General features: G+C 60.9%; 14 protein-coding genes. 7 read left to right on the top strand and 7 right to left on the bottom strand.

Annotation, left to right across the window (positions count from 1 at the left end; all coding sequences use genetic code 11):
- Positions 1-56: 56 nt before the first annotated feature.
- Positions 57-545, bottom strand: coding sequence for a GFA family protein (locus BLU24_RS18355; RefSeq protein WP_093102506.1), 489 nt, complete (start codon positions 543-545; stop codon positions 57-59).
- Between the two features lie 127 nt (positions 546-672).
- Between BLU24_RS18355 and glsB the strand changes: the two genes are divergently transcribed.
- Complete coding sequence (gene glsB, locus BLU24_RS18350) at positions 673-1581, top strand: glutaminase B (protein WP_093102503.1); 909 nt, start codon at positions 673-675, stop codon at positions 1579-1581.
- 192 nt (positions 1582-1773) lie between these two features.
- Positions 1774-3276 (top strand): aldehyde dehydrogenase family protein, encoded by a 1503-nt coding sequence (locus tag BLU24_RS18345; protein WP_093102501.1) that lies wholly within the window; start codon positions 1774-1776, stop codon positions 3274-3276.
- 58 nt (positions 3277-3334) lie between these two features.
- Here the strand turns inward: BLU24_RS18345 and BLU24_RS18340 are convergent, their stop codons facing one another.
- Together BLU24_RS18340 and cynS are read right to left on the bottom strand one after the other, a co-directional pair.
- Positions 3335-3994: a carbonic anhydrase gene (locus BLU24_RS18340; RefSeq protein WP_093102499.1), complete on the bottom strand. Its 660-nt coding sequence runs from the start codon at positions 3992-3994 to the stop codon at positions 3335-3337.
- 58 nt (positions 3995-4052) lie between these two features.
- Positions 4053-4520, bottom strand: coding sequence for a cyanase (cynS, locus tag BLU24_RS18335; protein WP_093102497.1), 468 nt, complete (start codon positions 4518-4520; stop codon positions 4053-4055).
- A gap of 120 nt (positions 4521-4640) precedes the next feature.
- Between cynS and cynR the strand changes: the two genes are divergently transcribed.
- Positions 4641-5528 carry a transcriptional regulator CynR gene (cynR, locus tag BLU24_RS18330; protein ID WP_093102495.1) on the top strand — a complete coding sequence of 296 codons (888 nt, stop codon included), beginning with the start codon at positions 4641-4643 and terminating at the stop codon, positions 5526-5528.
- 229 nt (positions 5529-5757) lie between these two features.
- Here the strand turns inward: cynR and BLU24_RS18325 are convergent, their stop codons facing one another.
- On the bottom strand, positions 5758-6087 hold the full coding sequence (locus tag BLU24_RS18325) for a hypothetical protein (protein ID WP_090282804.1): 330 nt from the start codon (positions 6085-6087) through the stop codon (positions 5758-5760).
- Between the two features lie 543 nt (positions 6088-6630).
- Positions 6631-8574 (bottom strand): DNA topoisomerase III, encoded by a 1944-nt coding sequence (locus BLU24_RS18320; RefSeq protein ID WP_093102493.1) that lies wholly within the window; start codon positions 8572-8574, stop codon positions 6631-6633.
- 247 nt (positions 8575-8821) lie between these two features.
- On the opposite strand from BLU24_RS18320, the gene BLU24_RS18315 reads away from it, so the two are divergent.
- The gene (locus BLU24_RS18315; protein ID WP_090282806.1) at positions 8822-9184 is read left to right on the top strand and encodes a DUF427 domain-containing protein; all 363 of its coding nucleotides are present in this window, start codon (positions 8822-8824) and stop codon (positions 9182-9184) included.
- A 44-nt stretch (positions 9185-9228) separates the two neighbouring features.
- On the opposite strand, the gene BLU24_RS18310 is transcribed toward BLU24_RS18315, so the two are convergent.
- Positions 9229-10851 carry an MFS transporter gene (locus tag BLU24_RS18310; RefSeq protein ID WP_093102491.1) on the bottom strand — a complete coding sequence of 541 codons (1623 nt, stop codon included), beginning with the start codon at positions 10849-10851 and terminating at the stop codon, positions 9229-9231.
- A gap of 137 nt (positions 10852-10988) precedes the next feature.
- Complete coding sequence (locus tag BLU24_RS18305; RefSeq protein ID WP_093102489.1) at positions 10989-12641, bottom strand: GMC family oxidoreductase; 1653 nt, start codon at positions 12639-12641, stop codon at positions 10989-10991.
- Positions 12642-12774: 133 nt separating this feature from the next.
- On the opposite strand from BLU24_RS18305, the gene BLU24_RS18300 reads away from it, so the two are divergent.
- The 3 genes from BLU24_RS18300 to BLU24_RS18290 all read left to right on the top strand — a co-directional run bounded on the left by BLU24_RS18300 (position 12775) and on the right by BLU24_RS18290 (position 14675).
- Entirely contained in the window at positions 12775-13659 is an 885-nt protein-coding gene (locus BLU24_RS18300) for a LysR family transcriptional regulator (RefSeq protein WP_090282809.1), read from the top strand.
- Between the two features lie 183 nt (positions 13660-13842).
- A complete protein-coding gene (locus BLU24_RS18295) occupies positions 13843-14190 on the top strand; it encodes a metalloregulator ArsR/SmtB family transcription factor (protein ID WP_090288469.1) in 348 nt (115 codons plus the stop codon).
- Between the two features lie 14 nt (positions 14191-14204).
- Positions 14205-14675, top strand: a complete 471-nt coding sequence (locus BLU24_RS18290; RefSeq protein WP_093102487.1) for an arsenate reductase ArsC — start codon at positions 14205-14207, stop codon at positions 14673-14675.
- Positions 14676-14684 lie beyond the last annotated feature (9 nt).

Genomic DNA, 14684 nt, shown 5'->3' with positions numbered 1-14684 from the left:
TGGTGTGTCTGACCCACCGCTATCGCGAGCAGGCTCGCTCCCACAGGGGGCGCGGTTCAGCGGGTCACACCGAGGCGCTCATGCCACTGGGCAATCGATTCTTCGGGGTATTCAGCAAATTGCTGATCCTTGGCTTTCGCCTCGATTTCGACCCACGACGCTTTCGACCCGAGCATCAAATGCGTGTGTTCCGGCGGCACCGGCAGCGCTGTATCGATAGCCGAGGCAAATGGATGGATCAGCTCTGGCCACTCCGGACTGAACAGCCACAAGCCGCTGCCGCACAGTGAGCAGAAGTGCCGTTCGGCGCTGCTGCGATGGGCGCGCTGATCGCCGGGGTTTTTCATTTTCGCGTGGTAGATGCTGATGTGCTTGCGCCCGCGCACCTTGAGGCTGGTCGCATCGCCGCCAAGATTGATTGCGTAACCGCCGCCGCCCTGGGTCTTGCGGCAGATCGAGCAATAGCAGCGTTGATAAGGGTAGGGGTGGGCGCTGTCGAGGCTGAACGTGACCTCGCCGCAATGGCAGGAGCCTTCGAGGTGCATGGTCTTCTCCTGAAGATGAATGTTTGCTCAAGCCTAGATCATTGCGCGCGGTGTGATGCGCCGTCCGCGCGCAGCGTCTAGCCCCAGTGTCCCCGCGATCCCTTGGGGCGAGACTTCGAGACCCGGCATGCAAGCGCTGTTGAACGAGATCCTTGACGCTGTCCGCCCGTTGATCGGGCAGGGCAAAGTGGCTGATTACATCCCCGCCCTCGGCACCGTGCCGGCCAATCAGCTGGGCATCGCCGTGTACGGGAATGACGGCGAGATGTACTGCGCCGGCGACGCCGAAACGCCGTTCTCGGTGCAGAGTATTTCCAAGGTGTTCAGCCTGGTACAGGCGATCGATCATTCCGGCGAAGCGATCTGGGAGCGCCTCGGCCACGAGCCTTCCGGGCAGCCGTTCAACTCGCTGGTGCAACTGGAGTTCGAACGCGGCCGACCACGCAATCCGTTCATCAATGCCGGTGCATTGGTGATTTGCGACATCAATCAGTCACGCTTCGCCGCGCCGACCTTGTCGATGCGCGACTTCGTTCGGCGCCTGTCGGGCAATCCGCAAATCATGATCGACGGCAAAGTCGCCGATTCCGAATACCAGCACCGCGCGCGCAATGCGGCGATGGCGTACCTGATGCAGTCGTTCGGCAATTTCCACAACGATGTCGAAGCGGTGCTGCGCAGTTATTTCAGCCACTGTGCACTGCGCATGAACTGCATCGATCTGGCCCGGGCCTTCTGCTTTCTGGCCAACGACGGTTTCTGCAAACACAGCGGTGAACGTATCCTCACGGCGCGGCAGACCCAGCAAGTCAACTCGATCATGGCCACCAGCGGGCTGTATGACGAGGCCGGCAACTTCGCCTACCGCGTCGGTTTGCCGGGCAAAAGCGGCGTCGGTGGCGGGATCGTCGCGGTGGTGCCGGGGCAGTTCACGGTCTGCGTGTGGTCGCCGGAACTCAACGCCGCCGGTAATTCGCTGGCGGGGATGGCGGCGCTGGAATTGCTCAGCTCACGGATAGGCTGGTCGGTTTTCTGAAACTCACACAATTCCCTTGTAGGAGTGAGCCTGCTCGCGATTGCGCCGAATCAGTCGCCATTGGTGTATCCGACCCACCGCTATCGCGAGCAGGCTCACTCCTACAAGGGTTTATTGGTGGATTGAAGAGGTGTATTTCGGCAGGTAATCCGCTACATTTTCCGGCCGCCCCCTGCATGGTGAATCCGCTTCATGTCTCTTGCGCTCGAACATCTAGTCGCTGGCACGCCGATCCCTTTTGCTGGTAACCGCGTCACCGTGGTCAGCCCTGAACTGGCCGCGCGCTTTCAGCCCGGTGATCATCTGCTGGTCGAGCAGGTCAGTGGCGAGTTGCTGCTGATCCCCGTGGCGGATCAGCAAGCGGCGTCGGTTGCGATCGAGCGCGCGGCTGCGGCATTCACGGCGTTGTCGGCGGTGAGCGACGAGGCGATCAGCGAGTTCTTCGATCTGTTTGCCCAGCGTCTGGAAGACCCGCAATGTTGGGCCCACATCGAAACCGCCAACCGCGCAGACATTGAGCGCGCCAAGGCCCGTGGCCGCTCGACCACCCGACTGCTCGCCGACGAACGCATGCGCCGCGACATGATCGCCGGCCTGCGTGCATGGTGCGATGCCACGGCAACCCGTGGCAAAGTCATCAGCAGCGTCGAGCACGACGGCTGGAAGGTCGAGCAAGTGGTCGCGCCGCTGGGCATCGTTGCGTTTGTCTTTGAAGGGCGACCGAACGTGTTCGCCGATGCCGCTGGCGTGTTGCGCACCGGCAACACCGCGGTGCTGCGTATCGGCAGCGATGCGCTGGGCACCGCGCAAGCGATCGTCGCCCACGCCTTGAACCCGGCACTGGCCGCAGCCGGCCTTCCGGACGGCGCGGTGTCGCTGGTGGAAAGTGTCAATCACGCCGCCGGTTGGGCGATGTTCGCTGACCGACGCTTGTCGCTGGCGGTAGCGCGGGGTTCGGGTCGTGCGGTCAGTCAACTCGGCAGCATCGCCCAGCAGGCCGGTACCGCGGTCAGCCTGCACGGCACTGGTGGGGCATGGCTGATCGCCGATCAGGCCGCCGATGCCGAGCGCTTTGCTGCGGTTGTGCGCAACTCGCTGGACCGCAAAGTCTGCAACACCCTCAACGTTTGCCTGATCCAGCGTGAGCGCGCCGCTGAGCTGGTACCGCTATTCCTCAATGCCTTGAAACAGGCAGGCACCGCGCGCGGGCAGGGTTGCAAACTGCACATCGTTGAAGGCAGCGAAAGTTGCTTGCCGAGTGAATGGCAGAACGCAACGGTCGAGGTTTACCGCGCCGAGGGTTACCAGACTGAAGCGCTCGCCGAACCGCTGGCGGAATTGGAACTGGGCCGCGAGTGGGAGTGGGAGGAAACCCCGGAAGTCAGCCTGATGATCGTCGACGATCTGGACCAGGCGATCGCCTTGTTCAACCGCTACAGCCCGCAATTCACCGTGTCGTTGATCAGCGAGGATGCCGCCGTCCATGAGCGTTTCTACAACGCGGTCAACGCGCCGTTCGTGGGCAATGGCATCACCCGCTGGGTCGACGGGCAGTACGCGCTGAACAAGCCGGAGCTGGGCCTTTCCAACTGGGAAAGCGGGCGCTTGTTTGCGCGCAGTGCGATTCTTTCCGGGGATGGGGTTTTTACCGTGCGCAGCCGCATGACGCAGGTTGATCTCACGGTAAAGCGCTGATTCTGTAGTCGGTGATCGTTCCCACGCAGAGCGTGGGAACGATCAGTCGACGATCCGTTCAGGCGGCGTCAGCGGTTTTTGCGTGGATCGCACAGGTCGCCGGTTGCTCGGCCAGTGGCACAAAGGTGCGGCGGTCCGAAGACAGCGCATTGATCGAGCCGGTCTCGATGTCGTACACCCAGCCATGCAGATTCAACAGGCCTTTTTCCTGCGCCAGGCGCACGCTCGGGTGGGTCTGGATATTGGCCAGTTGCGCAATGACGTTCTCGCGCACCATCGAACTCAACTTCGCCGCATCGTTGGCATGCGCTCGCGCTTCGTTGACCACTTTTGCAGATTCGGCATGCTGCAGCCAGCCACTGACCGCCGGCAGGTGGTCCATGCATTTGCACTGGGCAATCGCGGTCATTGCGCCGCAATCGGAATGCCCGCAAATCACGATATCACTCACGCCGAGCACGGCCACCGCATATTCCACCGTCGCCGAAACCCCGCCTGGATGCGGGCTGTAGGACGGCACGATGTTGCCGGCATTGCGGATCACGAACAGCTCGCCGGGTTCTTGCTGGGTCAGCAGTTCTGGCACCACACGGCTGTCGGAACAGGTGATGAACAAGGTGCCGGGCTGCTGCGTGGTGGCCAGGTGACGAAACAGTTCGCTGCGTTGCGGAAAGGCTTCGTTCTGAAATTTCAGGAAGCCGTCGATCAGGGATTGCATGGGCGTGTCCTCTATAAGGTGATCGAGTGGCCCGCATCCGGGATGCGGGCCGGAGCAATCAGAACGGACGCAGCGGCAGGAACTTGCCATCGAGGGTGACCACGGCGCGGGAGCCGCCTTCTGGATCGTCAACTTTCTTGATGTCGAGTTTGAAGTTGATCGCGCTGATGATGCCGTCGCCGAACTGCTCGTGGACCAGCGCTTTGAGCGTGGTGCCATAGATCTGGATCATCTCGTGAAAGCGGTAGATGGTCGGGTCGGTCGGTACGCCGTTGAGGCTGCCGCGCAACGGGATGATCTGCATCGCCGCGACGTCTGCAACGCTCAGCTCCAGCTTGTCGCCGACCACTTTCGCAGCGGTTTCCGGCAGTGGGTGCTGGCCGAGCAGGGCGGCGGTGACGTAGGCCAGGCTCAGGCCGGTGTCATCGGCGAGATCCTGCCACGACAGATCCTTGCGTGCCTTGGCGTCGAGGATGCGGGTAGTCAGGGCCAGGCTGGTGTCGTTGCAGGCGTGGGACTGTTGCATGGTGTCACTCCTTTCAGGGTTGGCTTGCTGTGTGGGAGAGATCTTCGGCCGATTGATCCATAGCGTCCAAGACCGATATACAATGCCGGGCATTAGTCCTGCCTATAGATGGTGTGCCCCATGCTGTTGCGACATTTGCGGTATCTGCTGGCCGTTGCCGATCACGGCGGTTTCACCCGTGCCGCCGAAGCGCTGCACGTGTCGCAGCCGACCCTGTCGCAGCAGATCCGTCAGCTGGAAGAAACCCTCGGCGTAACGCTGTTCGATCGCACCTCGCGCACCGTGAAACCCACCGATGCCGGCGAGGCGTACATCGAATGTGCGCGGCGAGTCCTGGTAGAGCTGGAAGCGGGCAAGCGCGCCTTGCATGACGTGAAGGATCTGTCGCGCGGGACGTTGCGTCTGGCCATGACGCCGACGTTCATGGCGTACCTGGTCGGGCCGCTGGTGCGGGATTTCGCGGCGCGGTATCCGGGGATTCATCTGCAGATTTTCGAGTTGTCGATGGACGACATCGAGGCGGGGCTGGCGGATGACTCGCTGGACATCGCCATTGCGTTCACCCCGGTGCGCAATGCGGAGATCGAATGCATTCCGGCCTTTACCGAAACGTTGGCGATCATGGTCGGCCGTGAGCATCCGCTGTATGCCAGTGACTCGCGGTTACTGGCAGAGGATATTGCTCAGCTGGATTTCGCCTTGCTGGCGCCTGAGTTCATTACACGGTTATCGGTGGACGAGTATTTTCGACAGCAGGGGATCACGCCGAAGGTGCACATCGAGGTGAATTCGGTGAGCACGTTGCTGGAAGTGGTGCGCTGTTCGCCGATGGCAACGATGTTGCCGCAGGCTATTGCTACAGAGGACCGGGCGTTGCGTCGGTTGCGTGTCGAAGCGGAAGCGCCGCAGCGTGGGGCAGCGATTTTGCGACGGTGCAATAACTACCACAGTGCCGCGGCGCTGGCGTTTGTGGAGTTGGTGCTGGGCCTGAAAAGCCCCTCACCCTAACCCTCTCCCCGGGGGAGAGGGGACTGACCGCGGCGTTTGGACGAGTTACATCGACCTGAAAGTCCTGAGCCGAACGCGAATTTTGAATCCATCATAGATCGGCTCCCTCTCCCTCGGGAGAGGGCTGGGGTGAGGGGCTACAATTTCAATCACGCCAAATCAATGCAAGCGAACAAAAAAGGCCTGCTTCCGTTAAGGAAGCAGGCCTTTCGATTAAATAATTGCTAACTCAATACAACCGATCAATCACCCGAACTTCATTATTGTTCTGCATCGAATCCCACGCCTGTTTCAGCGTCTGCAGAACATTGCCAATAAAGTCCCTGTCGGCCGCTGCCTTCTTGCCGACATAACCGTGGCCGCGTCGATACATCTTCAGGCGGGCCGCCAGGTTCTGGTGGTTACGGTCGAATTCTTCTTCACCAGCATGGGGCGACAGGCAGTCGATATGTACCTGGCCCGATTTGCTGATCCACAGAATATGGCTGTCGTGGCTGTCTTTTTGCGCAGCGAACATACGAGCCAGTTCTTCGACAGTAGGTTGATTGTTCAGATTCATGATTATTGCCCCTTGACCAGTCTGGTGATCTTTCAAAGTTGATTCGCTAATACAGGTAGCCCATCGGTTAGTTGATCCCTGGCACCGAAACCAGGACGTCAGCGCTCGCCCGTGTTGAGTACGGGGTCGTGCATCTGTTGCATGTAGTCGTGTTGAATAACTGCTACGCAATAGCGTCACAACGAGGAGAAGCAGCGAAAACCGGGAGGCGCATTGGCGACGCTTTCAGCGTCGACCACAAGCATCTTGAGAATTTTCGCCAGCGCTTCTCGTCCTTGTACTGGACGTTCAGGCCAGGTCAGCTTCTTCAATCTGCCTTATGGGCAGCGTGTATCCGGAAAAAACAACTCGGCGGTCAGACGAGTTTGCTCAAGCGTGTTACCAGCGCTCCCGATCGGGGAACGTCTTCATCATGCAAAAGCAAAACGATGCCGTCAACGGTTTTGTAGTGATTATTTTCAAGCACTACATATTGTCGGACAAAGCGCTTTTGGAATGAGAAAAGATCCGGGATGCGTAGGAAATCAGGGAACCGTGAGGGGCTTAACGGGTCGCCGGGCGGGCCGTGCGTTTGCGTGTGGCGGTGGTTTTGCTGGCGGTCGATTTGCGTTTTTTCTTCCATGGCGCCGCGGCTTTACCGGCGAGTGGCGGGCCGCTGATGGTCAGGCTCAGGCCAGAGCAACGGGTAACCTGCTTGCTCATCCATGCCGCTTGTTTGGTGACAAATTCTTCCAGGCTCATCTCGCCGCTCTGCACCATGTCCAGCGCCTGCTCCCAGATCGCCGTGGTGCCGGGATCGGCAATTGCGCGAGGCACCGCATCGATCAGGCTGAACGCGGCCGGCGTGGCGGCGAGCGCCTTGCCGTTTTTCACCAGATAACCCCGATCAATCAAACCCTGAATGATCGAGGCGCGGGTGGCTTCGGTGCCGATCCCGGTGGTGTCCTTGAGTTTCTGCTTGAGCAGCGGATCTTCCACCAGTCTGGCGACGTTTTTCATCGCCTTGATCAGGTCGCCTTCGGTGTAGGGTTTCGGCGGTTGCGTCCACAGGTCCTTGAACTTGACCTCGGCGACGGCGCATTCGACGCCCTGGCCAAGTGCCGGCAAGGTCTGCGGCGCCGCAGCCTCGCGGCCCTTGGCCGGTGCCAGCGCTTCGGGCAACGCGCGTTTCCAGCCCGGCTCAATGATCTGCTTGCCGACTGCGCGGAGCGCTTGCCCAGCGCAATCGAAATCGGCCTGGGTGCGGTCGTATTCATGGTTGGGCAGAAATTGCGCCAGATAGCGTGCGCGGATCAGCGTATACACTGCGCGATGCTTGCCGGTCAGGCGCTCGAGGTTTTTCGCTGCTGCGGTGGGGATGATGCCATGGTGAGCGCTGACCTTGGCGTCGTTCCATGCGCGTGAACGGCGCTGTGGTTCGAGATGGCCTCGCAGCGCTTCGAGGCCGGGATCGGCCTGACGCAGCGCCGCAAGAATGCCCGGCGCTTCGCTGTGCTGGCTCAGCGGCAGGTAACCGCAATCGCTGCGCGGGTACGTGATGACTTTGTAGGTTTCGTACAGCGCCTGGGCGATGTCGAGGGTTTCCTGCGCGCCGAGGCCGAGTTTCTTTGAGCAGACTTCCTGCAGAGTGCCGAGATCGAAGGGCAGGGGTGCCACTTCGCGCATGCGCTCGGTTTTCAGCTTGACCACCCGCGCGCTGGCCGCATTGCCGATCGCCGCCGCTGCCTGCTGGGCCAGCGGCTGATTCAGGCAGCGCTCCTGATCGTCACAGGCGTCCGTCGGCGCGCGCCACTGCGCGGTAAACCGCGTGCCGTCGTGCAGCAGATCGACATCGATCGCCCAGAACGGCACAGGCACGAAATCGGCGATGCTGCGGTCGCGATCCACCACCAGCCGCAAGGTCGGCGTTTGCACCCGGCCTACCGGCAGCACACCTTGATAACCCGACTGGCGGCCGAGCAGGGTGAACAGACGGCTCATGTTCATGCCGATCAGCCAGTCCGCTCGCGAACGCCCCAAAGCCGAGTGGTACAGGCTGAAGGTCTCCGCGCCCGGCTTGAGTGCGGCCAGGGCCTTGCGGATCGAGGCCTCATCCAGCGCCGACAGCCACAAGCGGCGGATCGGCCCGCGATACCGGCAATGCTCGACCAGTTCCCGGGCGATCATCTCGCCCTCACGGTCGGCGTCGGTGGCAATGATCAGTTCGCTGGCCTCGCCGAGCAGGCGTTTCACCGCTTTGAACTGGCTGGCCGTGCGCGGCTTGACGGTCATTTTCCATTTGTCCGGAATGATCGGCAGGTCCGCCAGCACCCAGCGCTTGTAGCGTGCGTCGTAGGCATCCGGCGGCGCGGTTTCGAGCAGATGGCCGATGCACCAGGTCACCGTGACGTCCGTTCCCAACCAGCAGCCGTCGCCCCGACGCCGGGCGCCGAGCACGGCCGCAATGTCTTTGGCCTGGGAGGGTTTTTCACAGAGGTACAGCCGCATAGCCACCATCGTCGATCAGGGTCGGAACAGGTGCACAGAATGGCCGGACTTGGCGGTGGGGGCAACTTTTATCTGTATGGATATACATGTAAAAGTTATCGGCCCTTGCCCTCACCCTAACCCTTTCCCGGAGGGAGAGGGGACTGATTGGGGGGTGAGAGGCTTCGCCGTTCGGCTGCAATCCTGTCTCGATCAGGCGTCATCAGCTATACCTGAACCGTCTCTTCGCCGTATTCAGGAGAACCCCATGAAAAGCCCCAGCCCCGTGATCAACCTCGAACAACTCGCCGGCTGCCTGGTGGTGAAATTCCACGGCATCCAGGTGGCCGCGTCCTCCCACGTGCTGGTCCTCAAAGAAGCCAATTACCCGCCGGTGTATTACCTGCCGCGCGAAGACATCGACGAGAAATATTTCGCCCGCACCGATCACACCAGCTATTGCCCGTACAAGGGCGATGCCAACTACTTCAGTTTGCAGGTGCCGGGGCATGAGCAGGCGAATGCCGTGTGGACGTACGAGAACCCGAAAGTGTCGGTGGCACCGATCCGCGACTACGTGGCGTTCTATCCGGATCAGGTGAAGTTCGAGGTGATCAAGGCCGATGCCTGAGCAAAGAAACGGCGAGCGCGCGAACGCTCTCGCCGGCAGCGGTTTCAGTTCTTGTCGAGGTCGATGTTCTTCGTCTCACGCAGGCAGATCATGCCCACCACCAGGCTGACCCCGGTAATCAATACCGGATACCACAGCCCGTAAAAGATATCGCCGGTGTACACCACCAGGGCAAACGACACCGTCGGCAGGAAACCGCCGAACCAGCCATTGCCGATGTGGTAGGGCAGCGACATCGAGGTGTAGCGGATGCGCGTCGGGAACAGCTCGACCATCAGCGCCGCCAGTGGGCCGTAGCACATCGCCGAGATGATGATCAGCGCCACGATCAGGGCGACGATCATTGGCTTGTTGATCTGCTGCATGTCGGCCTGTTGCGGGTAGCCGGCGAGGGTGATCGCGCCGCGCAGGGCGGCTTCATCGAAGCCATCGAGTTTGACGTCGCCGACGCTGACCTGCACGCCGCTGCCCGCCGGGGCGGCGACGCTGGAGTAGGGCAGGCCTTGTTTGACCAGGAAGGTCTTGACCTTGTCGCACGGGCTGTCGAATTTGGCTTTGCCCACCGGGTCGAACTGGAAGGTGCAGGTCGCCGGATCGGCAGTCACGGTGATCGGCGCCTGACGGCTGGCCAGGTCGATCGCCGGGTTGGCGTAATGCGCGAGGGATTTGAAGATCGGAAAGTACAGCGCGGTCGCCAGCAGCAAGCCCAGCATCAACACTGGTTTGCGCCCGACCTTGTCCGACAGCCAGCCAAAGAAAATGAAGAACGGCGCGCCGATGACCACGCTGACGATCAGCAGGCTGTTGGCCACCGCCGGGTCCATTTTCAGGAACTGGGTGAGGAAAAACAGCACGTAGAACTGCGCCGCATAAAATGTCACCGCTTGCCCGGCGTTGATGCTGAACAGGGCGATCAGCACGACTTTGAGGTTTTCCCATTTGCCGAAGGATTCGCGGATCGGCGCTTTCGAGGTTTTGCCTTCCTCCTTCATTTTCAGGTAGGCCGGCGACTCGTGCAGGCTCAGGCGAATCCAGGTGGAAATGCCCAGCAGCACGATCGACAGCAGAAACGGAATACGCCAGCCCCAGACTTCAAACTGGTCGCCGGTGAAATAACGGCAACCGAGCACCACCAGCAGTGACAGCAACAGGCCGAGGGTCGCGGTGGACTGAATCCAGCTGGTGTGGAAACCGCGCTTGCCGATCGGCGCATGCTCGGCCACGTAAGTCGCCGCGCCGCCGTATTCGCCGCCGAGCGCCAGGCCCTGGAGCATCCGCAGCACCACCAGGATGATCGGTGCGGCAATGCCGATGCTCGCGTAGGTCGGCAGCAGGCCGACGCAAAATGTCGCCACGCCCATCAGGATGATCGTTGCCAGAAACGTGTATTTGCGCCCGATCATGTCGCCCAGTCGCCCGAACACCAGCGCACCGAACGGCCGCACGATGAAGCCGGCGGCGAACGCCATCAGCGCGAAAATGAACGCGGTGGTGTCGTTGACCCCGGCAAAAAATTGCTTGCTGATCACTGCCGCGAGGGCACCGTAAAGAAAGAAGTCATACCACTCGAACACCGTCCCGAGGGACGAGGCGAAGATGACTTTTTGCGTGGCATTGCTGGTCTCGGCGCTGCTCGCAGCGTCCAGCGGCTGAGCGTGTTCTGACATGTCGGTATCCCTCACAGTGATTGTTTTTGTTGTTCCACTGGTGTTGCGTGTCCCGGTGTTGCGCGAATGTGTTGCAAAACCCTGTGGGAGCCAGCCTGCTGGCGATGGCGGTGGGTCAGCCACAGGGATATTGAAGGTCAGTCCGTCATCGCCAGCAGGCTGGCTCCCACAGGTACAGTGTTTACAGCTTTGGAATTGAGAATGAGCTGCGCTGCCTTTTCGCCAATCATCAGCGTAGGCGAACAGGTGTTGCCGGAGATGATCTGCGGCATGATCGACGCATCGGCCACGCGCAGACCCGGCACGCCGTGCACGCGTAGTTGCGCATCGACCACCGCATCGCCGTCATTGCCCATGCGACACGTGCCGACCGGATGGAAAATCGTCGTGCCGATTTTCGCTGCGGCTTCGTGCAGTTGCTCCTCGGTTTGCAGGCTGTCGCCCGGCAGATACTCGACCGGTTTGAAAGCACGCAGAGCAGGGGCGCTGACGATGCGTCGGGTCAACCGAATCGCATCTGCAGCTACGCGCAGATCTTCAGGATGGCTCAGATAATTGGGATTGATCAGCGGCGCCTGCTGCGGGTCTGCTGAGCGGATTTCGATGCGCCCACGGCTTTGCGGACGCAGATCGCACACCGAGGCGGTGAATGCCGGAAAGCTGTGCAACGGCTCGCCAAAACGCTCCAGCGACAGCGGCTGAACGTGGTATTCGAGATTCGCCGAAGTCTGTTCCGGCCCCGAGCGCGCAAAGGCGCCCAGCTGACTCGGCGCCATCGACAGCGGTCCGCTGCGGTCATACAGATAACGCAGGCCCATGCCCATCTTGCCCCAGACGCTGCCGGCGATCTGGTTCAGTGTGCGGGCATTTTCCAGTTGATAGATCAGCCGCAGCTGCAGGTGATCCTGCAGGTTGCCACCGACGCCCGGCAGTTCATGAATCACGCCGATGCCCAACCGTTCGAGCAGTGGTCGAGGGCCGACCCCGGAGCGCTGCAGAATGCTCGGCGAACCGACCGACCCAGCGCACAGGACAATCTCCTTGCGCGCCTTGAACTGTTTGATCTGGCCTTCATGTCGCGCACTGACCTTCGAAGCGCGGCCATTCTCCAGCAACACGCGGTCGACCTCGACGCCGGTCAGTACGGTCAGATTCGCGCGGCTGCGCAGCGGTTTCAAAAACGCCTTGGCGGCGTTCCAGCGCACCCCGGCTTTCTGGTTGACCTGAAAGTAGCCACAACCCTCGTTGTCGCCCTGATTGAAGTCGCTAACGCTGGCAATGCCGCTCTGCTCGGCGGCACTGCGAAAGGCATCGAGAATCGGCCACGACAAGCGCTGTTGCTCGACCCGCCATTCGCCGTGGGCGCCATGAAAATCAGCGGTGCCGGCAAAGTGGTTTTCGCTCTGTTTGAACAACGGCAGGACATCATTCCACGCCCAACCGGGATTGCCCTCGGCGGCCCAGCCGTCGTAGTCGCTGGCCTGGCCGCGCATGTAGATCATGCCGTTGATCGACGAGCAACCGCCGAGCACTTTGCCGCGCGGATAGCTCAGCGCACGGCCGTTGAGCCCGGTCTGTTCTTCAGTTTTGAAACACCAGTCTGTGCGTGGGTTACCGATGCAGAACAGGTAACCGACCGGAATGTGAATCCACGCATAGTTGTCGCGCCCGCCGGCTTCGAGCAACAGTACGCGGTGCTGCGGGTCCGCTGACAGTCGATTTGCCAGCACGCAGCCGGCCGGACCGGCGCCGACCACGATGTAGTCGTATTCATCGAGGGAAGTCTGCATTCCCTGACCTCGCTTTTTGTTTTTATTGTCGGACACTCTAGTTGTTAGCTTTCGTTAAAAGAATGTTAGTTTTTGCGCAGCCGCTGTGCGTTTTCAAACAGCTCGCATCGACCTTAGCTGACAAGGACACGCCATGTTCGACTGGAACGACTTGCGGTTTTTTCTCGAACTGCAACGCAGCGGCCGCCTGCTCACCGCCGCCCGCCGGCTCAACACCACCCATGCCACCGTCGCCCGCCACATCGAAGCCATCGAGAAAAGCCTCGGCACCGCGCTGTTCGTCCAGCACGCTCAAGGGTACGAAATGACCCCGGCCGGCGAAGCGCTGCTCAAGCATGCCGAAGCGATGGAAAACGTCGCGCTGCTGGCTCAGGAAGAAATCACCCAGTCCACGGCGCCGCTGGGCAAGATCCGCGTCGGCGTGACGGAGGGCCTCGGCGTCAAATTTCTCGCCAGCCGCATGATCGGCCTGTTCGAGCGTTATCCGGGGCTGGAAGTGGAACTGGTCGCGGTGCCGCGCTTTGTCAGCATCCTCAACCGTGAGGCGGAAATCAGCATCCATCTCGAACGCCCGGCGGCTGACATGCTGGTCACGCGCAAACTCACCGACTACCGATTGGCGCTGTATGCCAGCCAGGCTTACCTCGACAAAGCACCGCCCTTGCATAGCCGCGAAGACCTGGGACGGCATGCGTGGATCGGTTATGTCGACGATCTGCTGTTCAGCCAGGAACTGATGTTCCTCAACAGCTTCTGCCGCAGCCCGCGCGTGGTGTTTCACAGCACCAGCGTCATCGCCCAGCAGGAAGCCGCACGCTCCGGACTGGGCATTGCGGTTCTGCCTTGCTACATGGCCGCGTCTGACCCGGAACTGGTGCCGTTGTTGGCGGACGAAAGTATCGAACGCAGCTACTGGATCAGCACTCGCCGCGAGCTGCACAAGTCGGTGCGCTTGCGTGTGGTCTGGGATTATGTGGTGGGATTGTGCGAGGCGGAGCAGGCGTTGCTGCTCGGTTAGCCGGTTCACAGAAATCCCCTGTAGGAGTGAGCCTGCTCGCGATAGCGGTGTGTCAGTCATTAATGATGTTGAGTGAAAGACCGCTATCGCGAGCAGGCTCACTCCTACAGGGGCAGCATTTCAGGTTGCGAAATATATGGATATCCGTATATTCGATTTCCCGTATATCCCGTGCTCACCCCCATGCTCACGCCCACCGAAGTCTTCAAAAGTCTCGCTGACGAAACCCGCGTCCGCGCCATGCTGCTGATCGCCGCACAGGGAGAACTGTGTGTGTGCGAACTGATGTGCGCGCTCAACGACAGCCAACCGAAGATCAGCCGCCACCTCGCGCAATTGCGCAGCAACGGCCTGCTGCTCGATCGGCGTCAGGGCCAGTGGGTCTATTACCGCCTCAACCCGGATCTGCCGGCGTGGATCGCGCAAATCCTGCAAATGACGTCCGACGCCAACACCACTTGGCTGCAGGACAATGCCGCCCGCCTGCAGAACATGCACGGGCGTCCGGTTCGTGAAGCCGCGTGTTGCTGATGGAGAAAAAAACCATGCGAGTCCTGTTCATGTGCACGGCCAACAGTTGCCGCAGCATCCTTTCTGAAGCGATGTTCAATCATCTGGCGCCGGCAGGCTTCGAGGCGGTGAGTGCCGGCAGTTGCCCCAAGGGCCAGGTATTGCCACGCAGTCTGCAGACGCTGCAAAAGGCCGGAATTGCCATCGACGGTTTGTACAGCAAAGGCAACGACGCGTTCGCAGGCAATCCGCCGGATGTCGTTATCACGGTGTGCGGCAACGCCGCGGGCGAACCTTGTCCGGTGTACTTCGGCCCGGCGCTGAAAAGCCATTGGGGGCTCGAAGATCCTTCCGGCCTCAGCGGTGACGAAGCCAGCATCGACGCGGCCTTCCACGCCACACTGATGCGCATCGGACGACGCTGCCAGGCTTTCCTCGATTTGCCGTTTGAGCAACTCAGCCGCGATCGGCTGCAAGTCGAGCTCAATCGAATCGGTACGCTTTAAGGACGCCCC

The sequence above is a fragment of the Pseudomonas sp. Z003-0.4C(8344-21) genome, assembly GCF_900104975.1.
In the GTDB taxonomy this organism is placed as follows: Bacteria; Pseudomonadota; Gammaproteobacteria; order Pseudomonadales; family Pseudomonadaceae; genus Aquipseudomonas; species Aquipseudomonas granadensis.
The sequence above is the reverse complement of the archived record's forward strand: the minus strand, read 5'-3'. Positions and strand labels throughout refer to the sequence as shown.

Bases quoted from the DNA above. Each gene is read 5' to 3' on its own strand.
- BLU24_RS18290 (WP_093102487.1), top strand. From the start codon at position 14,205: ATGCGAGTCCTGTTCATGTGCACGGCCAACAGTTGCCGCAGCATCCTT.
- cynS (WP_093102497.1), bottom strand. From the start codon at position 4,520: ATGCAACAGTCCCACGCCTGCAACGACACCAGCCTGGCCCTGACTACC.
- BLU24_RS18345 (WP_093102501.1), top strand. From the start codon at position 1,774: ATGTCTCTTGCGCTCGAACATCTAGTCGCTGGCACGCCGATCCCTTTT.
- BLU24_RS18310 (WP_093102491.1), bottom strand. From the start codon at position 10,851: ATGTCAGAACACGCTCAGCCGCTGGACGCTGCGAGCAGCGCCGAGACC.
- BLU24_RS18295 (WP_090288469.1), top strand. From the start codon at position 13,843: ATGCTCACGCCCACCGAAGTCTTCAAAAGTCTCGCTGACGAAACCCGC.
- BLU24_RS18325 (WP_090282804.1), bottom strand. From the start codon at position 6,087: ATGAATCTGAACAATCAACCTACTGTCGAAGAACTGGCTCGTATGTTC.
- BLU24_RS18320 (WP_093102493.1), bottom strand. From the start codon at position 8,574: ATGCGGCTGTACCTCTGTGAAAAACCCTCCCAGGCCAAAGACATTGCG.
- glsB (WP_093102503.1), top strand. From the start codon at position 673: ATGCAAGCGCTGTTGAACGAGATCCTTGACGCTGTCCGCCCGTTGATC.
- BLU24_RS18340 (WP_093102499.1), bottom strand. From the start codon at position 3,994: ATGCAATCCCTGATCGACGGCTTCCTGAAATTTCAGAACGAAGCCTTT.
- cynR (WP_093102495.1), top strand. From the start codon at position 4,641: ATGCTGTTGCGACATTTGCGGTATCTGCTGGCCGTTGCCGATCACGGC.
- BLU24_RS18300 (WP_090282809.1), top strand. From the start codon at position 12,775: ATGTTCGACTGGAACGACTTGCGGTTTTTTCTCGAACTGCAACGCAGC.
- BLU24_RS18305 (WP_093102489.1), bottom strand. From the start codon at position 12,641: ATGCAGACTTCCCTCGATGAATACGACTACATCGTGGTCGGCGCCGGT.
- BLU24_RS18355 (WP_093102506.1), bottom strand. From the start codon at position 545: ATGCACCTCGAAGGCTCCTGCCATTGCGGCGAGGTCACGTTCAGCCTC.
- BLU24_RS18315 (WP_090282806.1), top strand. From the start codon at position 8,822: ATGAAAAGCCCCAGCCCCGTGATCAACCTCGAACAACTCGCCGGCTGC.